The sequence below is a fragment of the Sphingomonas chungangi genome (assembly GCF_013778325.1).
Lineage (GTDB): Bacteria > Pseudomonadota > Alphaproteobacteria > Sphingomonadales > Sphingomonadaceae > Solisphingomonas > Solisphingomonas chungangi.
In genome coordinates this window covers 598929-621620 of the sequence record NZ_JACEIB010000003.1, presented here as the reverse complement: position 1 = coordinate 621620, position 22692 = coordinate 598929, and the positions used below count along the sequence as shown (strand labels likewise).

Below are 22692 nucleotides of genomic sequence, written 5' to 3'. Positions count from 1 at the left end.
ACAGATGAGGGTAAGAGGTCATCGAATGACGATAAGTGGGGCGACCGAATACGATCAGCGCAAAGTCACGGTCGATGGTGACGCCGCCGAAGTCGTGTTTGATCGGCACTTCGCACTTGGGTCGTTCAAGCAGGCTATGCCCCCGGGCACGCCATTGCCGCCCGAAACGATCGAGCGCATTCGCCGCGGCGCCCATCTCGATCTCGCGCGCTGCTGTCTGGCCTATCTGCTCACCGTCGAGAACGCACCCGACAAGCCCGAGCAAACAGCCTTCCTCGCGTGCATTCGCCGCATTCGCGACGCCGCTCGCGAGATGGCGATCGCGGCCGACACCCTCGCGGACCAATTCGTCAGGCACGAAGGCGAGACGGGTACGCCCGAGCTTGTCCGCGAGAACGCGCTGAGCCGCCTCGCATTCGCGTTGCACGGCCGCTTTCATGTCGCCGGGCATGAGGCTGCCTACATTTCCGCGCTTCTGCCGAGGCGTATCAACAATCCGTTTTCGGGAAACCGGGCGACACACGGGCTGACCGACTGCGTAGCCGTCTACAACGAAGCGACTGCGATTATCGCCGAGTACCGCAAGTGCGTCTTCCGCGACCAGCCGGGCGGCGCTCGCAATCGGGGGATGCAGTCCGGCAACCGACCGAACCGCGACCGCCAAGCCTTTATCCGCGATCTCGCCGACATCTACCGGCACGTGACGGGCAGAGTCCCAAAGGCCCCGAATAACGACAAAAAGCCCGCACCTTTCGTTCGGTTCGTAACCCATGTCTTCGATGAAATCGCGAGCCAGGATCTCGTGCTGCTCGATCGATACGCGATCCAGCCTCCCTCGGTCGATGTGATCCGGACGGTGTTGAAAAACCTCTAATCCGCATGACCGCAAGTTGGAATCATTTCTCCCGGTCCACGGTCCCGCCGCGATGAAAGATATGGACGTCCTCGAACCCAGGAGGACCTTCATGACCGACAATCGACAGCCTGTTTATGTCACCATCAAGCAGATCGCCGCCATGACTGGCAGCAGCTACTCCAGCGCGAAGCGGGATGCCGAGCTGCCGGGATTCCCCGACCCCTATTACTTCGTCAAGCGCAAGCGCTGGCTCCGCAGCGAGGTCGAAGCCTATTTCGCGAGCTGCTGCCGCCCGCGTAGCTAGGTGCTGCGCCGACGGCGACCTTGCGCCAGAATCTCGACCGGACACGCGCCTTGGAGCAGCATCTCCGCCCAGATTGTCGCGAGCTTGCGACGCCGCTCGATGAATGCGGCGCGCATGTAGCGCAATTCACTGGTCGAGATACCGGTCGGAACGTGGGCTAGCATCAGATCGATGATTAGCGGATCGCGTGGCCCGCCATTTTCGATCACCCACTCGTTCATGATCGTCGAGAAGCTCGACCGCCAGCCGTGCGGGACATGGCGCTTGCGAAGTCCCTCGCGGAGATAGAGGTAGGAGAGGGCATTCTCGCTCATCGGTTTGAGGATGCTGTGCTGGCCGGGAAAGACATATTCGCTTCCCTCGCTGAACAGCCAAGCCTGGCAAAGCACATCGACCGCAGCACCGGATAATGGCACCGGATGGTCGAAGTCCTCGTCTTCGCGCATGCCGATCTCTTGCTTCATCTTGTGCGCGGGCACCGTCCAGATCGCCCCGTCGTTCGGACGGACGCCCTCGGGATCGAAATCCTCGATCTCGTCCCAGCGCATCCATCTGATCGTTCCCGGTCTCTGCGATGTCAGCGCCAGGAAGCGCGAGCCGAGTTTGACCACGGGTGTGACCTCGGCCTCATCCGTTATCGCCAGTACCTCACGCGCCTTGCCGATCGTCTTGGCTGCTGGCCAGCGCCGCGACGGCGGTGTGGCCTTGAGTACCTTGACCAAATGTGCGGCCGGATCGGCGATCGCACGCCCCTTGGCGATGCCATAGGCGAAGATCGACGAGATGCGCTGGCGCAGGCGATGCGCGGTCTCGATGGCGCCACGCGCTTCGACCTTCTGCAACGTAGCGAGAACGAGCGTCGAATCGATGCTCATGACCGGCAGCGAGCCTAGGTCGTCGAAGATGTCCCGTTCGAGGCTCTCTATGACATCCCTAGCGTGAACGGCCTTCCAACGCGGCTGCTCCTTAGCATACCATTCGCGCGCGAGAACCTCGAACGTGTCCGCAGCCGCGAGCCGATGGGCGAGGACGGCGCGCTTGGCCTCGATAATGGGATCCTTGCCCTCCTTGAGCAACTGCTTGTCGGCCTTGCAGATCTCGCGCGCCTGCTTCAGCGTGACCTCGGGAAAGGTGCCGAGGGTACGGAGCTTCTCCTTGCCGCCGTACCGATATTTGTGGCGCCACGATTTATGCCCGGTCTTCGACACGTTGAGGCTAAGCCCATGGGCATCGCTCAACTTATAGGCCTCGCCCGTCGCCTTGGCCGCTTTGCACTGCGCGTCGTTCAACATCTTGCCGGTCTTTCCTCCAAGCCCTTATTCTGCGGGCTTCAGACCAGCTGACTCTCCAATGCGCCGAATTCAATCGGGCATTATCTCTTTGACATCACATGACTATCGGTGGCGAAAATAAAGGCGACGGGTGATGCCGACGGCGGCATTCCAGTGCTGTCAGACCCGTCAGGCGCGCCGGTTCGACGATACCCCCAAACGCCGAAGCAATACCCCCAGGCATACCCCCCACGCGCTGACATTACACGACCTCCGATGACTATCGGTGACCCAACCGGCTGCGCCAAAGCCGAGGAAATCTGGGGGTTTTGACCCCTGGTGGGGTTATCTGAGCTTGAGGTCTGGCGGAGACGGAGGGATTCGAACCCTCGGTACGGTTTCCCGTACGACGCTTTAGCAAAGCGTTGGTTTCAGCCACTCACCCACGTCTCCGAGCTGCGGCGTGCGCGCGCTATAGCGAGCGTTTTTCGCGTGCACAACCGCCTGTGACGCGCCGAAGCGTGCCTCCGTTGAGTCGTGTTGCGGGAACGCCCCGGCGCGTTCATTGCGCGGCAAGGCGCTTCGCGGTTAACCAGTGACCGACATGTCGGGGGAGCAGAGTATTTCCATGATCACCACCGCACGCCGGATCGCGGCGCCGTTCACCGTCGCATCGCTTCTGGCGCTCGCCGCTGCGCCCGTTTCCGCGCAGATCGGCACCGTCGACCCCTCCTCTCCCCAGGCGCACAGCGATCTCGCGCCCGCAGGCAGCGGCCAGCCCGAAACGAGCGGCACCCAGCCTCCGCCCGAGAGTGGCTACGGCACGCCCCAGCCGCCCCAGTCGCCGCCGTCCGGGCAGGATCAATATGCACCGCCCGCGACCAACGCGTCGCGCGCGCCGGACAGCCAGACCTACGAGCAACATGACGTGCTCGATGCCGCCGAGGGCGTGTTCGGGCGCGGCGCCGAGGGCCTCGCCAAGATGATCGAGCGCATCCTGAAGGACCAGGGCCGCCCGACCGCCTATATTTCCGGCCGCGAGGCGAGCGGCGCGTTCGCGGTCGGCCTGAAATACGGCTCCGGCGTGCTGCACCACAAGGTGGAGGGCGACCGGTCGGTCTACTGGACGGGGCCATCGCTGGGCTTCGACATCGGCGGCAATGCCTCGAAGGAATTCATCCTCGTTTACAATCTCTACGACAGCCAGGACCTGTACCACCGCTTCCCCGCGGCGGAGGGCACCGCCTATTTTATCGGCGGCTTCACCGCGAGCTATCTGCGGCGCGGCGACGTCGTACTGATCCCGATCCGGCTCGGCGTCGGCTGGCGGCTGGGCGCGAACGTCGGCTACATGAAATTCACGCCGCAATCGAAGCTGATGCCGTTCTGAGCCGCCGTGCCATCCCGGCACGGCACGCGACGAAACGGGTTCAGCGTCGGTTCAACCCCATGAGATAGAATGACATCTCAAGTGGCGGCCGGAGGGTCCCGGCCGCCCGGGAGATGGACGATGGACAGGGTCTCGAAATGGCGCCGGGCCGGTGTGGCCGGGCTCGCTCTGGCCGGTGCGCTGGCGCTCGGCGGCTGCGTGGATGACGGCTACGGCTATGGCGGCGGCGCCTATGCGGGCGGCGGCTATTACGGCTCGCCATATTATGATGGCGGGTACGGCGACTACGACTGGCCGGGCTACGGCTGGTACGGCGACTCTTATTATCCGGGCACGGGCTTCTTCATCTACGATCGCGGCGGCCACCGTCATCACTGGGATGGCCCGGACGGCCATGGCTGGCACGGGCATCCGGGCGGCGGCTGGCATGGCGGCCCTGGGCATGTGGGCCAGGGCAATCCCGGCAACGGCCAGGGCGGCTGGCATGGGGGGAATCCGGGTGGCCAGTCCGGCGGATGGCATGGCGGCAATCCGGGCGGACCGCACGGCGCGCCGGGTGGTGCCCCTACTCACGCGCCGAGCGGTCATTTCGGTGGAGCGTTCGGCGGCTTCCATCCGCCGAGCGGCGGCCACCACCACTGATCGCGGCGCCCGCGCCGTCAGGGCGCGCGGCGGGTCGGCACCGGAGCGTTGCAGATGTCGACCGCGCCCGCCGGCCGCACGAAGAACGCATCGCGCCGGTTCGCCCGTGCATCCACATACGCCGCAAAAGCTGGCGCGTCGCTGCGCATCACCTGATAGCGGGGCCGCTCCGCCTCCGGCACATCCGACGCGATCCGCGCCCGCGTGATCGCCAGCCGTTGGGTGGGGTCGGAGTAGAAGCCGAGATCGCCCGTCCCGCGCGGCAACGCGGTCATTGCCTCGATCCCGTCGACGATCCGGCCGACCACCGTGATGTTGCGATCGAGATGGCGTGGTGCCTGCCCGATCACGGTGTAGAGCTCGGCCCCGGTACCGGTATCGGGCGGCATGTCGCGCCCCACGCCGACCATGCCGTAGCAATGCGGCAGCCACGCGCTCTTGCCATCGCTCGCCACCGGCCAGCCGTCGGCATGGCCGACCTCCGGTGCATAGACATCTCGCGATCCCAGCGCGCGGATGGCGAGCCCAGTGCGCGGCCGTTCATATTCGGCGGGCAGATGCGCGGCGACGCCTACGGGCAGCGGCTTCTTCTCATCCGCTCCGCCCCACTGGACGACATAATTGTCCTGCACGCGCACGATCGCATTGCCGTCAAACCAGTGGCCGCGCACCAGCGCGCGGATATTGGCGACATGCGCGGGCGCGAAGGCCGGCGTCAGCTCTATCGCGACATGACCATCATTGCCGAGATCCATCAGCAGAAGATTGTCGGGATCGACCGCGCGCCACGCGCTCGCCGGTGCGGCGGCAACGATCTCGCCCGGAGATTTCGCGACGGGCGGCGCCGCCGCGGCAAGGAGGGCGAAAAGCGGTAGGAGAGCATATCGGCGCATGACGTGAGCCTGCCACAGCGCATCGGGTTGCGGAAGCCGAGCAATGTCGCTAGCAGCCCCCCTCACGGAGCGGTGGCCGAGTGGTCGAAGGCGCACGCCTGGAAAGTGTGTAGGGGTCCAAAGCTCCTCGAGGGTTCGAATCCCTCCCGCTCCGCCAGTCGCATGGCAGGAATCTTAATCAGGCGACGCCGCCCGATTCCGCGCGGCGCTGCGCGAGCCCGTTGGCGATGAGATCGATCGCCGCTGCGGCAATGTCCCTGGGATCTCCGTCGCTGCTCCATGCGCCGTAGCGCAGGCCCAGAAACACGTTCATGCCCATGATCGCCCAGGCACGGACTTCGTTGTCACCCGAGCGGATCTCACCTTTCGCCTCGGCCTGCGCGAGGCTCATGCGATAGCCGTCGGCAATGCCCTGGTAGTGATCGTGATGCGCGTCCGCCGCCACGAAGCGGGCCTGATCGATGATCGTGTAGAGCGCCTTGTGCTCGCGGACAAACGACAGAAACGCCTCGATGCCGGCACGTTCGCCCGACAGGCGGTCGGGCTCGCTCAGGATGCGCGGCACGACGCTCTCCTTCACCTGCCGGCTCATGTCCTGCACCAGCGCGCGGAAGATCGCCTCCTTGGAATCGAAGTAGGTGTAGAAGCTGCCGATCGCGGTGCCGGCCCGCTCGGCGATCTTGGCGATCGCCGCATCGTGGAAGCCCTTTTCCCCGAACTCGTCGGCCGCCGCATCGAGCAGGGCGCGCAACGTGCGCCGACCCCGCGCCGTGCGTGGCGTCTTCGCTCCGGAGGCCGATGCCCCCTCGTCTGCTTCCGGGCCCTTCATCCTCGCCTCGTTTTCACGCCGGCCATTTGTAAAGTTGAAAGCCGGTTCAGGTTTCATTATAGGACATCCAACGCCGGAGCAACCCTAGCAGGAGGTCGCCCGGTTCAGGAGGAGGAACGCTTTCATGGCCCGCAACATCGCCGCTCTTCGCATCCGTCTCGCGCTCGGCACCGCGCTACTGGCGACGGCGCCCGCGCTCGCCCAGCAGGAGGCGCCCGCCGGCCCGGCCTCGCCCGCTGTCGCGGCGGACCAGCCGAGCGGCAACGAGATCGTCGTGGTCGCGCGCCGTCGCGCGGAAAAGCTGATCGACGTTCCGATCGCGGTGACGGCCTATACCGCCGATCAGCTCTCCAAGGAGCAAGCGGTCGATCTCTCCGGCATCCAGGGCACCGCGCCGAACGTCAATCTGGTGCAGGGGCGCGGCTCCACCACCAACGCCAACATCTTCATCCGCGGCATCGGCCAGCCCGACGCGCTGCAGACCTTCGACCCGGCGGTCGGCGTCTATGTCGACGGCGTCTATATCAGCCGCATCCAGGGCGCCCTGTTCAACCTGTTCGACGTCGACCATATCGAGGTGCTGCGCGGGCCGCAGGGTACGCTCTACGGCAAGAACACGATCGGCGGCGCGGTCAACATCATCTCGAAGAGGCCCGATCTCGAGGCATTCCACGCCAGCGGCAATTTCACCTACGGATCGTACAACCAGAAGCTCGCCAACGCCTATGTCACGGTGCCGCTCGTCACCGACAAGCTCGCGCTGAGCCTCGCCGGCGTCTACGACCGGCGCGACGGCACGGTGGAGGATCCGCTGACCGGCCGCCATTATAACGACCGCAACACGCAGGCCGGCCGCGCCATCCTGCGCTACAAGGCGAGCGACAGGGTCGAACTGACGCTGGAGGGCGACTACACGCACCAGCACACCCGCCCGACGCTGGGCTATGCCACCGCACCGCTGACCAACGTCGATCTGGTGACGGGCGCGCAGCAGGTGATCTCACCGGCCAATCCTTATGGCCCCTACGATTTCAAGGCCTCGACCAGCCTGCAGCCCGGACAGGACCAGACGCTCCACCATTGGGGCGTGGCGTTCACCGCCAATGTCGAGCTCAACGACGCCTTCACGCTCACCTCGATCAGCGCCTATCGCAAGCTGAAACCCAATTACTGGCTCGATTTCGATGCGACGCAGTTGCAGGTCGCCGATGCCTATGTCGGCGTGCGCCAGCGCCAGATCAGCGAGGAACTGCAGCTCAAATACGATCACGGCCCGCTGAAAGGCGTGGCCGGCCTCTATTATCTGAACGAGCAAATCAGCTCGAACCAGTTGTCCGAGGATGACGACTACATCACCGTGCTCGGCACCCCGGCGACCTTCCAGCGCTACATCACCGATTTCCAGACGAGCAAGAGCTACGCCGCCTTCGGGCAGATGACCTACGATTTCACCGACAAGCTCTCGGCCACCGCCGGCATCCGTTATACCAGCGAGCGCAAGCATTATGTCCGCTCGACCTATACGGTGCTGGGCAACCCGCTGCTCGGCGGCACGATCACCAGCGCGCCGTTCGATTTCCCGGGTTCGCTGCCTGCGCCGTACAACGATCTCGACCATGCCGACTTCCACGCCTGGACGCCAAGCTTCACGCTTTCCTACAAGCCGACGCGCGATACCCTGCTCTATGCGTCGGCCTCGCGCGGCTTCAAGTCGGGCGGCTTCAACGGTCGCGTCAACGGCTTGGGTGACGTGACCCAGGTGATCGACGGCAAGACTGTCGTCGTGCCCTATTTCAAGCCCGAGGCGGTGTGGACCTACGAGGCCGGCGCCAAGGGCAGCTTCCTCGGCGGGCGGGTGAGCCTGTCGGGCGACGTCTTCTACAGCGACTACAAGGATTTCCAGGCGCGCGTCGGCGGCGGCCAGACCGGTATCCTCGGCGGCTCCTTCCCGGTGATCAACGCTGGCAAGCTGCGCATCTGGGGCATCGAGACGGAACTGGCGGTGAAGCCCACCAAGGCCTGGTCGATCCGCGCCGACGTCGGCTACCTCAACGCGAAATATCTGCGGTTTGACGATGCGCGGCGCACGCCGCCGTACGGCACCGACAATTTCTCCTGCAACCCGACCGGCCAGCACATCGTCTGCAAGCCCGCCTTCGCGCCACCGCTCTCGGCCAGCATCGGCAGCGATTACGCCTTCGACCTGCAGGGTGCCGGCACGATTACGTTCGGTGGCGACGCGCGTTTCGTGGACAAGCAGTGGCTGTCGGTCGACAACCGGCCGGGCCTCTACGAGAACGGCTATTGGCTGTTCAACGCTTATGTCCGCTACGACGACCCGACCGGCCGCTGGTATCTGCAGGGCGGCGTGAAGAATGCGGCCAACACCATCTACAAGACGGATGCGCAGGAATTTTCATCGGTCGGCAACATCCAGACCGTCTATTACGGCGATCCGCGCACCTGGACGGGGACGGTGGGCTTCCGCTTCTAGAGAAGCCCGACAAACGAGGCGCAGCGATTCGCTGCAACCACTCGAATGCATTCTCGAAAGGCGATTAAATGGTGCCGGATCAGCGACATCGCCGAAAACGCGCGCTTCAATTCGAAATCGGATAATTGATACCGGAAGATCAGACCATCTGAAACCAAGATACCTTTGCCATGACAATCAACTAGCGACAGGAGCTTTCGTTTTCCGCTCTTTTCCGCCAGATTACGATGCATTTTGGTGCTCGTACCATGCAGTAATCGTTTCGTTCTCGTCGCGAGATATGGCTGGTGAAGGAAGTAACCGTCTCGATCCGAGAACCATCCACATCGAACGGCATTCCGATATCGATTGACACGATAGACGCCTCGGGTGACGTTTCTCGCACTCGGGGGAGAATTTCCATGACCGATACCGCTTTCGGGGCTGCCGACACGATCAGCACACCTACCGGCACCAACTCGAACCGCAAGAAGACCATCGGGATAGCGGCAGCCGTGCTTGCCGTAGCAGGCGGCGCCTATGGCGTCGGCCGCATATTCCCACCGCACGGGCCGAGCGCCGGCACGATCGCACCGGCCGATCGCTATGTGTCCAGCCAGATCGGCAGCAACGACGTGACGCTGGGCGACACCGCGGTGCCGCAGCTCATGCAGACCGATGCCTTCGAGGTGATGGTCCATAATCCCAGCTTCCGCGCGATGGCGTCCGATCCCGGCTTCGCCGCGCTTGCCCGGAATGCGCAAGCGATGAGCGCGATGGCCGCGAACCCGGCTGCCTTCACCGCGCTGGCCCACGACCCGCAGGCTTTCCAGGCGATGGCAAGCGCGGCACAGGCGGCGTCCTCGCAGGCGATGGCATCCAACGCACAGCAGGCGCAGGCCTTCGCGGCCATGGCATCCAACGCGCAGGCGTTCCAGGCATTCGCCCATCAGCCGCAGGCCTTCGCGGCGATGGCGTCCTATCCGCAAGCGTTCGCCGCCTTCTCGCATTATCCGCAGGCCTTCGCCGCGATGGCGCGCGATCCGCAGGCCTTCGCCGCTTTCGCCCGCGATGCCAATGCCTTCCAGGCGGCGGCGAGAACCGGATCGATGGCCGCGATGGCGCACGATGCGAAAGCCTTTCAGGCGCTCGCCGCCGACGCCGACGCGATGGGCAAGGTGAAGGCCAACGCCGCCGCCTTCACCGCCATGGCCGCCAACGCGCAGGCCTTCCAGGCGCTCGCGGCGGATGCGCAGGCCTTCCACACCGTCGCCAGCATCAAGGCGTTTGAGGCTATGGCGGCTAACGCGCAGGCGTTCCAGGCGATGGCGCACAATGCCCAGGCCTTCCAGGCGCAGGCGGCCTCGGCCGACGCCTTCGCGCGCGCCGGCGGCAGGCTCGCCAATGGTATCGACGCGCAGGCGTTCAATGCGCAAATGGGCGCGGCGATGGCGCAGAACGCCCAGGCCTTCTCCGCCTTCGCGCACCAGCCGCAGGCTTTCGCGGCGATGGCCTCCTATCCGCAGGCCTTCGCGGCCTTCTCGCGCTATCCGGCCGCCTTCGCGGCGATGGCGCACAACCCGCAGGCCTTCGCCGCCTTCGCCCATGATGCCAACGCCTTCCAGGCGGCGGCGCGCGCCGGATCGATGCCGGCGATGGCGCATGATGCCAAGGCCTTCCAGGCGCTCGCCGCCGATGGAGACGCGATGGGGCAGGTGAAGATGCAGGCCGGCGCGTTCAGCGCCATGGCCGCCAACGCGCAGGCGTTCCAGGCGATGGCCGCGAATGCGCAGGCCTTCCAGGCGCTCGCGTCGAACGCCCAGGCCTTCCAGGCGATGGCGCACAATGCCAACGCCTTCCAGGCGGCGGCGCACGATGCTCAGGGGCTCGCCGCGATGGCGACCGCGGCATCGGCGTTCCGTGCGCAGGCCGCCGCGGCGGCGATCGCGGCCAACGGATCGGCGGCGCAGGCGATGAATGCCCAGGCGATGAGCGCGATGGCGCAGAACCCGGCCGCATTTCAGGCGATGGCGCAGAACGCGCAGGCCTTCCAGACACTGGCGCACCAGCCGCAGGCGCTCGCCGCACTCGCCCACAATGCGCAGGCCTTCCAGGCGCTGGCGGTCAATCCGGGCTTCCAGGCGCTGGCGATGAACCCTGCGTTCTCCGCTGCGGCGCAGAGCAGGGCCTTCGCCAACGCGATCGCCAACGCCCAGTAACGCCGCAGCATTCGGGGGCGCATGTGCGGCGTGAGGCGGGCGGCCTCTCCTCTTCACTGGTCTGTCTGTCTCGCGGTTCTGGGCTCGATACCCGGAACCGCCAGCGGGCAGACCGTGCCCAACACACCGCCGCCTCCCGCGACGACGACGACCGAGCCCGAGATCGTTCCGGCGACGCCTTCGCCCGCGACACCGCTGCCGGATGCGACACCGCCGACGCCCCCAGCTTCCGCAGAAGAGAAAGCGCCCAAGGATGAGCCCCGGCCCAAGTCCGCCGACCGGCTCGCCGCGATCGATCTTTCGCTGCTGCGTACCAACGATCTGCAGATCCTCTATTTCGATCCGGCGCAGACCTACCTGATCCCCCATGTCGGCCGCTCGGCGGAGAACGCCCTCGCCTTCCACAAGAAGATGTTCGACTGGAAGCCGTGGGACAGGGTGACCATCCTGCTCAAGGATTTCTCGGACTACGGCAACGCCGCCGCGCGATCCTCGCCCAACAACGCCGTGCTGCTCGACGTCGCGCCGCTCAGCCAGACCTACGAGACGTTCAGCCCCGGCGAGCGCTTCTTCACGCTGACCAACCACGAACTCACCCACGTAGCGACGATGGACGTCAGCGATACGCACGATCTCGGCTGGCGCGCCTTTCTCCACGGCAAGCCGATGCCGGTGCAGGAGCATCCCGAGACGATCCTCTACAATTATCTCGCGACGCCGCGCGTCAACGTGCCGCGCTGGTATCTCGAAGGCAGCGCGGTGTTCATGGAGACGTGGATGGCGGGTGGCCTCGGTCGCGCGCAGGGCGGCTATGACGAGATGGTGTTTCGCGCCCATGCCCGCGATCATGCCCCGCTCTATTCACCGCTCGGGCTGGAATCGAAGGGCATCACCAACGATTTCCAGGTCGGCGTGAACGACTATCTCTACGGCACGCGCTTCTATTCCTACCTCGCCTTGATCTACGGGCCGGACAAGGTGATCGACTGGCTCAAGCGCGATCCGGGTAGCGCCGGCTATTACGCCACCCAGTTCCGGAAGGTGTTCGGCAAGTCGCTTGATACCGCGTGGCACGAGTGGACGATCTATGAGCAGGGCTTCCAGCAGAAGAATCTCGACACCCTGGCCAAATATCCATTGACCCCGGTGACGCACCTGACGAAGCGCGGCCTCGGTTCGGTCTCGCGCACCTTCTACGATCCCAAGACCAACAGTCTGATCGGCGCCTTCCGCTATCCGGGCGTGCTGGCCTTCGTCGGCACGCTGTCGCTCGACACCGGCAAGATCCGCAAGCTCACCGGCATCAAGGGCGCGATGCTCTACAGCGTCACTTCCCTCGCCTACGATCCGGACTCGCGCACGGCCTATTATACCGAGGACAATTACGCGTTCCGCGACGTACTCTCGGTCAATGTCGACACCGGCCAGCGCAAAGTGCTGCTGCGCGACGCGCGGATCGGCGAGCTGGTGGTCGATCTCAAGGACAAGTCGATCTGGGGCCTGCGCCACCAGGACGGCTTCGCGACCCTGGTGCGCATCCCGCCGCCTTATGCGGGCTTCAACCAGATCCACACCTTCGATTACGGCCAGACGCCGTTCGATCTCGACATCTCGCCCGACGGCACGATGATCTCAGCCTCGCTCGGCGAGATCAACGGCGACCAGTCGGTGCGGGTGTGGAAGACCGCCGATCTGCTGGCCGGCGACACGCCGACCGATGTCGCCAAGCTGGAGTTGCCACCCTCGACGCCCGAAAGCTTCGTCTTCGCTCCCGACGGACAAACGCTCTACGGCAGTGCCTACTACACCGGCGTCTCCAACATTTTCAAATTCGATATCCCGAGCCAGAAGTGGCAGGTCGTTTCCAATGCCTCGACCGGCTTCTTCCGGCCGATCCCGCAGCCGGACGGCTCGCTGATCGTCTATGAATTCACCGGTCAGGGTTTCACCCCCTCGCGCATCCAGCCCGCGTCGACCGACGATCTGGGCACCATCCAGTTCCTCGGCGCGCAGGTGGCGGCGACGCACCCCGAGGTGAAGAGCTGGGGCGTCGGCTCGCCCGCCAAGGTGCCGCTCGACGCGCTCACCACCGGGACGGGCAAATATATTCCGGAAAAGGAGCGCAAGCTCGATGCGATGTACCCCTTCTTGACGGGATACAAGCAGCATGTCGCGGTCGGCTATCACTTCACCTTCGAGGATCCGCTGCAGTTCAAGCAGCTCAATCTCAACCTCTCGGTCTCGCCGTTCAACGACATGCCGACGGCACAGCGCTTCCACGCCGATGTCGAGTATCAGACGCTCGACTGGAAATTCCGCTACTGGCACAATCTCGCCGATTTCTACGATCTGTTCGGGCCGGTCGAGCGCAGCCGCAAGGGCGACGCCATCTCGATCGGCTGGAAGAAGACCAAGATCTACGATCCGCCTCGCACGCTCGACCTGTTCGCCGATGCCGCCGCCTATACCGGCCTTGAGGACCTGCCCGGCGCGCAGAACATCCCCGGCCCCAGCAAGCTACTCTCCTTCCAAGCGGGCGCCCGCTACAGCAACGCTACCCAATCGCTCGGCGCGGTGGACCACGAAAAGGGCCGCGGCTGGGAGTTGGTGTTGAGCGGCGACTACGGCAATTCGAGCTTCTTCCCGAAGATCGAGGCCGGCTTCAACATCGGCACGCCGCTGCCATGGCACAACAGCTCGCTATGGCTCTATGGCTATGGCGGCCTCGCGGGTGGCAAACGCGACGATCCGCTCTCCGAATTCTACTTCGGCTCGTACCGCAACAACTATGTCGATGATCGCGCGGTGAAGCGCTATCGCGAGCTGGAAAGCTTCCCCGGCTTCCAGATCGACGAGATCGAGGCACGCAGCTTCGTCAAGGCGATCGGTGAGTGGAACCTGCCGCCGCTGCGCTTCGCCGGGATCGGCACGCCGAGCTTCTACGTCAGCTCCGCGCGCCCGGCACTGTTTGTCGGCGTGCTGGCAACCCAGCAGGCGGATCGGCAGAAGATCACCTACGAGACGGTCGGCGGCCAACTCGATTTCAACTTCACGGTGGCGCTCCGCCTGCCGATGACCTTCTCGGTGGGCGCGGCGAGCGGCTTCGTCGAGGGGCATTATCGCAAGACGGAAGTGCTCGCTTCGCTCAAGATACTGTAGACGGCCTTCCATGACCATCGCCGAAGCCATGAACTGGGCGATCGCGCTGCTGCCGGTGCTGCTGCTGCTAGCCGCATTCGAATGGCTCGACGTCTTCCACCTGATGACCCGAAAGGAGACGGCGAAGCTTCTCGGCCTCGGCGGGCTGGCGGCGGTCCTCGCCTATCCGGTGAGCGGCGTGTTCCTCGATGCGCTGCCGCTCGGCTTCTCGGTCTACAGTCGCTTCGTCGCGCCGTGGATCGAGGAGGCACTCAAGGGAACGATGGTCGTCTGGCTCTTCTGGCGCAACCGCATCGGCTACAAGATCGATGCCGCGCTTTCCGGCTTCGCCATCGGAGCGGGCTTTTCGCTGATCGAAAACGCCATCTACCTGTCCCGTTTCTCCGGCTTCGATCCGGGCATCTGGCTGGTGCGCGGACTCGGTACGGCGGTGATGCACGGCGGGAGCGTCGCGATCTTCGCGACTCTCGCCCATCAATGCTGCGAACACGAGATGCTGCGCAGCGCCGGTGCGTGGCGCCTGCACCCGTTCCACTTTTTGCCCGGCTACGGACTGGCGGTCGCCATCCACACCGCGTTCAATCAGTTTCCGGATCAGCCGCTGATCGCCATGCTGCTGACGGCGATCCTCGTTCCTCTGGCGCTGATGGCGATCTTCAATCTCGGCGGATCGGAGGCGCGCAACTGGCTGACCGGCGAAAGCGCCCGGCACCAGGCGGATCTGGATGAGCTAGCCGACGGCCGGCTTCCCGATAGCGATGCCGGCCGCGCGATCGGCGCGCTGGCGGCGAACGAGCCGCGCGTGATCGATTATTGGCGCCTGATGACCGAAATCGTTCTGGGCGCCGAGCGCACGATGATCGAGCGCACCGCCGATCAGCGGCTGGATCGCTACGCCGAAGCCGATCGCGCCCGCTTCGCCCGGCTCACCGAGCTCGAAGCGGCGATCGACCGCCCGACCCTGCTTGCGCTCGGCCGCCTGATGCCGTTCAGCCGCAACGATTTGTGGGAAGTGTCTGAACTGCGCGAGCAACTCAGGCGGCACTGAGCGGCCGCCATCCCGGTGGGGTGGTCTTGTCTCGGCCGCCGGGCCGAGTATTGCTCTTGCTGGAACCGCCAACCGTCGCCGTTCAACCGGGAGTATCGCTTTGACCTATCGCCCCGCGTCCGATCGCTACGATGGCGCCATGCCCTATCGCCGTACCGGCCGGAGCGGCATCGATCTTCCGGCTATCTCGCTGGGTCTCTGGCAGAATTTCGGCGGTACCGACGTGTTCGAGACCGGCCGCGCCATCCTGCGCCGCGCCTTCGATCGCGGCGTCACCCATTTCGATCTCGCCAATAATTACGGGCCGCCCTACGGCTCGGCTGAAGAGAATTTCGGCCGTGTCATGGCCAGCGACTTCGCGCCTTATCGCGACGAACTGATCGTCTCCACCAAGGCTGGGTGGGACATGTGGCCGGGCCCCTACGGCGGCATCGGCGGCAGCCGCAAATATCTGATCGCCAGCCTAGATCGGTCACTGCAGCGGATGGGGCTCGATTACGTCGACATCTTCTATTCGCACCGGGTCGATCCCAAGACCCCGCTGGAAGAGACGATGGGTGCGCTCGCCCACCTGCACCGGCAGGGCAAGGCGCTCTATGTCGGCATTTCCAGCTATTCGCCGGAACTGACCCGCAAGGCCGCCGCGATCCTTGCCGAAGAGCGCGTGCCGCTGTTCATCCACCAGCCCAACTACTCGATGCTCAACCGCTGGATCGAGGACGGTCTGCTCGACACGCTGGAGGATCTTGGCACGGGCTGCATCGCTTTCTCGCCTTTGGCGCAGGGGCTGCTGACCAACAAATATCTGAACGGCACGCCGGACGATGCGCGCGTCACCCGCGACGTATCCTTCCAGGAGACAATGCTCAGTGAGGAGAATCTCGACCGTGTTCGCGCCCTGAACGCGATCGCGGGAAAGCGCGGGCAGACGCTGGCGCAAATGGCGATCGCCTGGACGCTGCGCGATGCCCGGGTCACCTCCGCGCTGATCGGCGCGCGCACCTTGGAGCAGCTCGACAATTCTCTGGACGCATTGGCGCGGCTCGATTTTTCCACCGAAGAGCTCGCCGAGATCGACCGGTATGCGACCGACGGCGGAACCGATCTCTGGCGCGAGTCGACCTCTTATTGAGCGGCGGCCGCCCGTGCCTCGGAAAACTGTCGCATTCGGTCGCTACCGCCTGCTGCGCACGCCGCGAGGCGGCCGCATCACCTACCGCCGTACCGAACTGGCCGACCTATTCTCCAGCCCGGAATATATTGGTCAGTTGGTGCCAGGCAGCGTTGGCGCCGCCTATCGCGATTTCGGGAAGCAGACGGGCTATTCCGCCCAGGAGCTCGCCGACATCAGCCTGTGGCTAAGCTCGAAGCCCGGCATGGCGATGCTGCTCGACCAGCACGTGAACCGGTCGGGCAATGTTCCGACGACGATTGCGCAGGCGATCGTCGATCTGCTCGTTGCCGGCCGCGTCAGTCCCGATCCGTTCACTTGGTCCGAAGCCGACGAGCACCGGCTGATCGAGCATTATCTCGTGCTGCGCGCCCAGACGAGAAAAACGAACGGCCAAGCCCGCGCCGACCAGGTGTTCGCGGCGGCGCAGAACGGCTTCCTCCAGCTGGCGCGTGGGGCATTCTCGGCATGACCGACCAGATCCCTTCATGGATGAGCATCGACCGGACGCTCGGCGATCTCGGCGGCTGGCTTCCCAAGCTCCAGACCTATGTCGATCTGGCCGATCATTGGCGCGATATCGCCACCTCCATCTGGAAGGATGCGGCCGACGCGCCGGTCGACGGCCCGGTGAAGCTGGTCCTCTATCTGGACGGTAAGCTCGCCGACCCGGCCGTCCTGGAGGTCTTCTCCAGGCTGGGGCTCGATGCGTTCCATGCTAAGCTGGTGGCGCTGGGCAACGATCTGACCGACGCGAGCGCGCCTTGGGCGAAGCTGCTCATGCCCTGCAGCAGCTTCGTCGAGAGCTATGGCGCGACGGCCCCCGCAGCCGGCGATCCCGAGGACGGCGACAATCCCGGCCTCGTCGTGCTCAAGTCCCCGGCGCTCGACCAGAGCGGGACGGTGGCGGCCGGCCCGGGAAGCCTCAAGTTCGACGTCTCGGCCGCCGCCGGGCTCGAATGCGAGGCCGGCTCGGTCTGGCCGTTCCGCAGCGACGGCGTGGCGCCCGGCCTGCTGCGCATCGGCGTCAATGGCAAGGTCGCGGCCGATGCAGGTCTGTCCCTGCCCTTCGGCGAGATCGGCACCGGGCATTTCGACACCAGCGCATCGGCCGACGCCCGGCTCGATCTCTTCTTCCGGCCTGCCGATCCCGCCAGGAGCTTCGTGGAAGCGCTGGTGCCGTCGATGACGCGCCTGCCCGATCCGCTCGATCTGCAGGCGATCGCCGATGCGGTCCAGCTGGCGGGCATGGAAGGCCTGCTGCTGGTTTGCGACGGCAGCGCCTCGGCCGGGCTGGGTGCGACGATCGGGGCGGACTACGAACTGGCCGACATCGGCGCGATCACGGCCGGCGCGGTGGCCGATCTCAGCTTCAAGCGCAGCGCGCGCTGGCTGCTGTCGCTCCGTGCGACGCCCGACGGACTCCATTTCGTGCTGAGCCGCAACCTCTCCTGCGATCGGGGCTGGTCGGCGGGCGTCGATGTCGAACTCGATTATTCGGCGCTGGCGAGCAAGGTCCACGACGCGCTGGTCAAAGCGAACGATCTCGCCCAGCCCATGCTCGCGCAGATCCGGCCCTTCCTCAGCCCGGGCACCTATCTGCGCGACGAGGCCGGGAAGCTGGTGGACGACGTCGCGTCGGCGATCGTCACCGATCCCGTCCTGAAGACGGCGGTGAGGAGCGACATCGGCCTCGTGCTCGGCACCAGCCAGGCCGACGATCTCGCGGTTACCGCTTATCTCAAGGATCGCATCGTCGCGCTTGCGGGCGATCAGGCGGGCGGCATCCTCTCCGACGTCGACCGCTGGACGAAGACGATCACCGACGGGCTGGCGAGCAGGCTGCCGCTGCTGGCCGACGTGGACCTGCAAGGGAAGCTGACCGGTTACATCAAGCCGATCCTCTCGCAGATCGAGACCGATTTCGGCGCCACCGTCGCGAAGCTCGTCAACACGCAGGGCCTGGCGACCGAACTGAAGTCGATCGGCGTCGACATTTCGGCGGATGAAACCCGCGCCGATGCATTGCTTGCCGGCGTTCGCGCGCTGGTCGACAAGTTCGACGGCTTCGCGCGTGACCTTATCTCCAAGACGGGCGACGGCGTCGCGCAGAAGCTCCAGGCCCGTTTCGGCTGGTCGGGCGGCACCGGCAGCGGCACCGAATATGAGTTGATCGGCACCTTCCGCGATACCAGCGAGACGACCGCGCAGCTGTGGCGCTCGCTGGCGACGGGCCACCTCGAACCCTTCCAGCGCATCCTCGCAGCGCCCGAGACGGCACCAGCCGGCGTCAGCCTCGACGCCGCCTCCAGCCTGTCCCGCTTCGCCGGCGCGAACGACGGCTTCACCCTCGAGGTGATCGTCCTCGGCATCACCGCCTCGATCAAGGACATCGTCGAGGGCAAGGCGCAGATCACCCAGTCGGCGAGCGGCGACATCGCCGTCTCCGCCCAGGGTACCGCGTCGGACGAAGTCGACGGTTTCGACGAGGGGCGCGCGGCGAGCTTCGTCAGTGCCTGGGATCTGGCGCTCCACAAGATCGACGGCAGCGGCACGCGCCAGATGAGCGTGGCGATCGCCTTCGACCATGACGACAAGAAACTCGATTCCGGGGAGGTGTCGGGCTTCCTCGACGGGCTCGCCCACCAGGGCCTCGTCGAGCCCGCACGGGTGCAGCGGGCGATCGAGGTCTATCAGGCATGGCGGAATGCGACGCCGCCGGGCCAACATGTACAGGGCCGGATCGACGTGCGCATGGCGCTGAGCGGCGCGGCGGTCATCCGGATGCTCGCGCTCGGCCGGCAGGCAGGTACCAGGGCGAGCAGTACGCAATTCGCGCTGTTCGCCGCGGCCGGCCAGGCCCTGCTGGCGACCGGAGTGACCGATCAGAAGAGCGTCGACCGCGATTGCCGGGCGGCGCGGCCCAGATACAAGCAGCTCGACAAGATCGATGATCCGTGGCGGATCATGTACGCCCTCCAGGACAATCCGCCCCCGGATACGGACGACGGGCAGGACTACGTCTATACGTCGTTCGAGCAAATCACGCCTCGCGCGATCAGCTTCCCGGGACTTCTTGCCGTTATGGCGCGCATCTACGATGCCGTGCCCGTCGGCAGCGGCGCGCCCAGCGGCGCGTGGCAGGCGCAGGATTATGCCGATGCCGAGAAGGAGATGGCGAAAGACGCCGCCGCCTGGCTGCGGCTCAACCGCAAGTTCCTCTTCTGGTTCAAGGCGGGCATCCACCCCGTCCTGCTGGCATTCTTGCGCCTGCTCGCCGACCTGGATCGCCCGCTGCTGGCGGGCGAGGACCCCTTCGCCACGTTGGGCCAGCATCCCGACACGATCCGGTCGAGCCAGCTCTTCGCGATTACCATGAAGCAGCCGACGGGAGCGCCGGTCACGATCTGAGAGGGCCACTTTCGATCAGCGGTACCATGCAGCGTATCAACGAGCCGGATTTGTGCGGGGACTGAGCTGTTCCTGCATCGAACCGGTCGAGGTTGCCGGCGTTATCTTCGGCTGACGGTTGATCAACATCATCGCCATTCCGATAATGATGACGAATGCTACGGTGAAGACGAGGACCGAGAGCCCGCGCCGATCCTTTTTCCTCACCGGCTTCCCGGCAGCGCAGAACGCACGCCCGGCTGCGCATCGAGCTGCTCGATCAGCTCCGCCATTCGCCCGTCGAGCGTCGCCTCCCGGGGATAGTGGCGCCGCAGCTGCCGCCCGAGGAATGTCAACGATCCCGGCGTATCGTCGCGGGGCAACTCCCATCTCACGCTCATCGCGGCATCCTCTCGGGAGGAAAAGCGTATGAGCCGCCACATGGCTCCCGACATTCCGCAGCCGTAGCGACCGAAAACCTTGCCGGCTCAGCCTCTTGATCAATAGCTCCGGGTCGCGGTGAGGCGCAGATCAATACCGGAAATCTTTTGCGCTGCCACAAATCGGTCATCGGCTCCGGGCAGGAGCATCCCGCTCGCCGGAGAACAAACCACGGCGCAATGATGGGGTAGAATGACATGACGCTTTCAAAGTCGACCGCCTGGCTCTTCACCGGGATCGCGGCGCTCGCGCTGGAGCCCGCCGCGGCGAGCGCGCAGACTCAGGCCGCCGACACGCCGACCAACGCCGAGACCGCGGCGGACAACAACGCGATCATCGTGACGGCGCAGCGCCGTACCGAAGACGCGATGAAGGTGCCTGTCGCCGTTTCCGTGCTCAAGCCGGAAGCGCTGCACGATTATCAGGCGGCGGGCGCCGACACCCTGCTGTCGCTCTCGGGGCGCGTGCCCAGCCTGTATGTGGACGACACCACCGGCCGCATCTTCCCGCGCTTCTACATCCGTGGCCTCGGCAACATCGATTTCTATCTCGGCGCCTCGCAGCCCGTCTCGATCATCCAGGATGACGTGGTCGAGGAGCATGTCGTGCTGAAGTCGAACCCTGCGTTCGACATCGCCCAGGTCGAGGTGCTGAAGGGCCCGCAAGGCTCACTCTTCGGCCGCAACACCACCGCCGGCATCATCAAGTTCGACACCGCCCAGCCCAGCGAAACTTGGCAGGGCCAGGGCTCGGTCAGCTACGGCAAATTCAACAGCGTCAATGCCGATGTCGGCGTCGGTGGCCCGCTGACCCAGGACGGCCGTGTGAGCTTCCGCCTGTCCGGCCTCTACCAGCATCGCGATGACTGGATCGACAACGTCTATACCGGCCCGACCGACGACGGCACCAAGCCCGGCAAGAACGTGCTGGGTGGCTATGACGAGCGCGACGTGCGCCTGCAGCTGCTGTTCAAGCCGACGGAGGATCTCAGCATCCGCCTGTCCGGCCATTATCGCGACTATGACGGCACCGCGACGCCCTTCTATCGCGGATCGATCAAGGTAGGCACCGATGCCGTGCCGTCCGACTTCGATCGTGGGCAAGTCGCCAACGACGAGGCGCACAACAACCCGCAGAGCTACAAGACGCACGGCGTCTCGCTGAAGGCGGCTTACGATTTCAGCGGCATCACGCTGACCTCAATCACCGCCTGGGAGCATGCCGCCGGCTACAGCCTCGGCGACACGGACGGTGGCGCTGCCGCCAATTTCGGCGGTGTCGCGCCCAATTACTGCGCGGCCGGCTGCGGCATGTCGCAGGGGCATCTGCGCGGACTCGACCAGTGGAGCGAGGAGGTCCGCCTCGCCAGCGACGACACCGGCCGCTTCAAGTGGCAGGTCGGCGGCATCTACTTCGATTCGCGCGATCACACCGAGTTCGACCAGCGCACCTTCTTCCTGACCAGCAACGCGCTGGGCACAGCGCCCAACCCCAACAACTTCGTGCTTCTCCATGACGTCAACAAGAGCTGGGCGGCGTTCGGCCAGGCGAGCTACGCGCTGACCGACCAACTGACGCTGACCGGCGGCGTTCGCGTGACGAAGGACACCAAGACCACCGATCTGCTGGAGCATCCCAATTTCGCGAAGCTGGCCGTGCCGGTGACCGCCCCAACCTCGTCCTACGAGTGCGGCGCGAACACCCATTGCCGCCTGTCCGACACCAAGCCGAGCTGGGACGCGAGCCTGCTCTACCGCTTCAACCCGGAAATCAGCCTCTACGCCCGCGTTGCGCGCGGCTTCCGCGGGCCCACCATCCAGGGCCGCTCGGCGGTGTTCGCCACGGCCTATTCGACGGCCAATTCGGAAACCAACACCAGCTACGAGGCCGGCTTCAAGACGGCGTTCCTGGACAACAAGGTCCACTTCAACGTCAGCGGCTTCTATTACGAGGTGAAGAACATCCAGCTCAACGGCAACGACAGCAACGGCAACGGCGTGCTGTTCAATGCCAACAAGGGCAAGGGCTACGGCATGGAAGCCGAGCTGGATGCGAAGCCGATGCAGAACCTTCATCTGAACGCCGGTCTCAGCCTGCTGCACACCGAGATCGACGACAAGGGCGTCTTCGCGCAGGTCGGCGCGGCGGGCGGCGTGCTGTCGGAAACCGTGCTCAACCCGGTGGTGAAGGTCGGCAGCAACTATTTCGCGCAGATCAACGGCAACCCCTTCCCCAACGCGCCCGACTACAACCTGAACCTCAGCGCGCGCTACGACTTCCCGATAACCGAGACGAGCCGTGTGTTCGTCGGCGGGGACTTCAACATGCAGGGCAAGACCAACTTCGTCGCCTATCGCTCGGTCGAGTACCGCGCGGACGGCAATTACGAGCTGGGCGCGAAGATCGGCTACGCCTTCAAGACCTACGAGGTGGCGGTGTTCGCACGCAACCTCACCAACCAGAAGAACCTGATCGACGTGATCGACACCTCCAACTACCGCGCCGGCATCTACAACGAGCCGCGCGTGTTCGGCGTGACGCTGAGCGGTTCGTTCCGTTAAGCTGACTGATAAACCCGCCACCGGTCGTCATCGCGACCGGCGGCG

Annotated in this window: 17 protein-coding genes and 2 tRNA genes; 13 read left to right on the top strand and 6 right to left on the bottom strand. The window is 65.2% G+C overall.

The window, feature by feature from the left end; translation table 11 throughout:
• The first annotated feature begins 25 nt into the window (after nt 1-25).
• On the top strand, nt 26-874 hold the full coding sequence (locus tag HZF05_RS07180; RefSeq protein WP_160363672.1) for a hypothetical protein: 849 nt from the start codon (nt 26-28) through the stop codon (nt 872-874).
• A 91-nt stretch (nt 875-965) separates the two neighbouring features.
• Nucleotides 966-1160, top strand: a complete 195-nt coding sequence (locus HZF05_RS07175; RefSeq protein ID WP_160363671.1) for a helix-turn-helix transcriptional regulator — start codon at nt 966-968, stop codon at nt 1158-1160.
• On the opposite strand, the gene HZF05_RS07170 is transcribed toward HZF05_RS07175, so the two are convergent.
• On the bottom strand, nt 1157-2452 hold the full coding sequence (locus HZF05_RS07170) for a tyrosine-type recombinase/integrase (protein ID WP_160363670.1): 1296 nt from the start codon (nt 2450-2452) through the stop codon (nt 1157-1159). The genes HZF05_RS07175 and HZF05_RS07170 overlap by 4 nt on opposite strands.
• Before the next feature lie 342 nt (nt 2453-2794).
• Nucleotides 2795-2884 (bottom strand) — tRNA-Ser (locus HZF05_RS07165).
• A 175-nt stretch (nt 2885-3059) separates the two neighbouring features.
• Between HZF05_RS07165 and HZF05_RS07160 the strand changes: the two genes are divergently transcribed.
• Both HZF05_RS07160 and HZF05_RS07155 read left to right on the top strand, forming a co-directional pair.
• Entirely contained in the window at nt 3060-3821 is a 762-nt protein-coding gene (locus HZF05_RS07160) for a DUF1134 domain-containing protein (protein ID WP_160363669.1), read from the top strand.
• 120 nt (nt 3822-3941) lie between these two features.
• On the top strand, nt 3942-4463 hold the full coding sequence (locus HZF05_RS07155) for a hypothetical protein (protein WP_181638812.1): 522 nt from the start codon (nt 3942-3944) through the stop codon (nt 4461-4463).
• 17 nt (nt 4464-4480) lie between these two features.
• Here HZF05_RS07155 and HZF05_RS07150 read toward each other — a convergent pair whose 3' ends face one another.
• Nucleotides 4481-5356, bottom strand: coding sequence for a peptidylprolyl isomerase (locus HZF05_RS07150; protein WP_160363668.1), 876 nt, complete (start codon nt 5354-5356; stop codon nt 4481-4483).
• A gap of 66 nt (nt 5357-5422) precedes the next feature.
• On the opposite strand from HZF05_RS07150, the gene HZF05_RS07145 reads away from it, so the two are divergent.
• A tRNA-Ser gene (locus tag HZF05_RS07145) sits at nt 5423-5513 on the top strand.
• 21 nt (nt 5514-5534) lie between these two features.
• Here HZF05_RS07145 and HZF05_RS07140 read toward each other — a convergent pair.
• Nucleotides 5535-6185, bottom strand: coding sequence for a TetR/AcrR family transcriptional regulator (locus tag HZF05_RS07140; RefSeq protein ID WP_160363667.1), 651 nt, complete (start codon nt 6183-6185; stop codon nt 5535-5537).
• Between the two features lie 124 nt (nt 6186-6309).
• Between HZF05_RS07140 and HZF05_RS07135 the strand changes: the two genes are divergently transcribed.
• The gene (locus HZF05_RS07135) at nt 6310-8679 is read left to right on the top strand and encodes a TonB-dependent receptor (protein WP_160363666.1); all 2370 of its coding nucleotides are present in this window, start codon (nt 6310-6312) and stop codon (nt 8677-8679) included.
• Here HZF05_RS07135 and HZF05_RS07130 read toward each other — a convergent pair.
• The gene (locus HZF05_RS07130) at nt 8676-8912 is read right to left on the bottom strand and encodes a hypothetical protein (protein WP_160363665.1); all 237 of its coding nucleotides are present in this window, start codon (nt 8910-8912) and stop codon (nt 8676-8678) included. The two genes, HZF05_RS07135 and HZF05_RS07130, sit on opposite strands and share 4 nt — an antisense overlap.
• A gap of 168 nt (nt 8913-9080) precedes the next feature.
• Between HZF05_RS07130 and HZF05_RS07125 the strand changes: the two genes are divergently transcribed.
• From HZF05_RS07125 to HZF05_RS07100, 6 genes are all read left to right on the top strand, one after another.
• Nucleotides 9081-10877 (top strand): hypothetical protein, encoded by a 1797-nt coding sequence (locus HZF05_RS07125; protein WP_160363664.1) that lies wholly within the window; start codon nt 9081-9083, stop codon nt 10875-10877.
• A 114-nt stretch (nt 10878-10991) separates the two neighbouring features.
• Nucleotides 10992-14036 carry a TolB family protein gene (locus HZF05_RS07120; protein WP_160363663.1) on the top strand — a complete coding sequence of 1015 codons (3045 nt, stop codon included), beginning with the start codon at nt 10992-10994 and terminating at the stop codon, nt 14034-14036.
• Nucleotides 14037-14046: 10 nt separating this feature from the next.
• A complete protein-coding gene (locus tag HZF05_RS07115; RefSeq protein ID WP_160363662.1) occupies nt 14047-15084 on the top strand; it encodes a PrsW family glutamic-type intramembrane protease in 1038 nt (345 codons plus the stop codon).
• A 100-nt stretch (nt 15085-15184) separates the two neighbouring features.
• A complete protein-coding gene (mgrA, locus tag HZF05_RS07110; RefSeq protein WP_160363661.1) occupies nt 15185-16216 on the top strand; it encodes an L-glyceraldehyde 3-phosphate reductase in 1032 nt (343 codons plus the stop codon).
• A gap of 13 nt (nt 16217-16229) precedes the next feature.
• Nucleotides 16230-16727: a hypothetical protein gene (locus HZF05_RS07105; RefSeq protein ID WP_160363660.1), complete on the top strand. Its 498-nt coding sequence runs from the start codon at nt 16230-16232 to the stop codon at nt 16725-16727.
• Nucleotides 16724-19666, top strand: a complete 2943-nt coding sequence (locus HZF05_RS07100) for a hypothetical protein (RefSeq protein ID WP_160363659.1) — start codon at nt 16724-16726, stop codon at nt 19664-19666. The genes HZF05_RS07105 and HZF05_RS07100 overlap by 4 nt, the downstream gene beginning before the upstream one ends.
• Before the next feature lie 203 nt (nt 19667-19869).
• On the opposite strand, the gene HZF05_RS07095 is transcribed toward HZF05_RS07100, so the two are convergent.
• A complete protein-coding gene (locus HZF05_RS07095) occupies nt 19870-20046 on the bottom strand; it encodes a hypothetical protein (RefSeq protein WP_160363658.1) in 177 nt (58 codons plus the stop codon).
• Nucleotides 20047-20283: 237 nt separating this feature from the next.
• Between HZF05_RS07095 and HZF05_RS07090 the strand changes: the two genes are divergently transcribed.
• Nucleotides 20284-22647: a TonB-dependent receptor gene (locus tag HZF05_RS07090; RefSeq protein WP_160363657.1), complete on the top strand. Its 2364-nt coding sequence runs from the start codon at nt 20284-20286 to the stop codon at nt 22645-22647.
• Nucleotides 22648-22692 lie beyond the last annotated feature (45 nt).

What these genes read in the sequence shown, in the direction of transcription:
- HZF05_RS07180 (WP_160363672.1), top strand. Translation starts at nt 26, where the DNA reads ATGACGATAAGTGGGGCGACCGAATACGATCAGCGCAAAGTCACGGTC.
- HZF05_RS07175 (WP_160363671.1), top strand. Translation starts at nt 966, where the DNA reads ATGACCGACAATCGACAGCCTGTTTATGTCACCATCAAGCAGATCGCC.
- HZF05_RS07170 (WP_160363670.1), bottom strand. Translation starts at nt 2,452, where the DNA reads ATGTTGAACGACGCGCAGTGCAAAGCGGCCAAGGCGACGGGCGAGGCC.
- HZF05_RS07160 (WP_160363669.1), top strand. Translation starts at nt 3,060, where the DNA reads ATGATCACCACCGCACGCCGGATCGCGGCGCCGTTCACCGTCGCATCG.
- HZF05_RS07155 (WP_181638812.1), top strand. Translation starts at nt 3,942, where the DNA reads ATGGACAGGGTCTCGAAATGGCGCCGGGCCGGTGTGGCCGGGCTCGCT.
- HZF05_RS07150 (WP_160363668.1), bottom strand. Translation starts at nt 5,356, where the DNA reads ATGCGCCGATATGCTCTCCTACCGCTTTTCGCCCTCCTTGCCGCGGCG.
- HZF05_RS07140 (WP_160363667.1), bottom strand. Translation starts at nt 6,185, where the DNA reads ATGAAGGGCCCGGAAGCAGACGAGGGGGCATCGGCCTCCGGAGCGAAG.
- HZF05_RS07135 (WP_160363666.1), top strand. Translation starts at nt 6,310, where the DNA reads ATGGCCCGCAACATCGCCGCTCTTCGCATCCGTCTCGCGCTCGGCACC.
- HZF05_RS07130 (WP_160363665.1), bottom strand. Translation starts at nt 8,912, where the DNA reads ATGCATCGTAATCTGGCGGAAAAGAGCGGAAAACGAAAGCTCCTGTCG.
- HZF05_RS07125 (WP_160363664.1), top strand. Translation starts at nt 9,081, where the DNA reads ATGACCGATACCGCTTTCGGGGCTGCCGACACGATCAGCACACCTACC.
- HZF05_RS07115 (WP_160363662.1), top strand. Translation starts at nt 14,047, where the DNA reads ATGACCATCGCCGAAGCCATGAACTGGGCGATCGCGCTGCTGCCGGTG.
- HZF05_RS07100 (WP_160363659.1), top strand. Translation starts at nt 16,724, where the DNA reads ATGACCGACCAGATCCCTTCATGGATGAGCATCGACCGGACGCTCGGC.
- HZF05_RS07095 (WP_160363658.1), bottom strand. Translation starts at nt 20,046, where the DNA reads ATGAGCGTGAGATGGGAGTTGCCCCGCGACGATACGCCGGGATCGTTG.
- HZF05_RS07090 (WP_160363657.1), top strand. Translation starts at nt 20,284, where the DNA reads ATGACGCTTTCAAAGTCGACCGCCTGGCTCTTCACCGGGATCGCGGCG.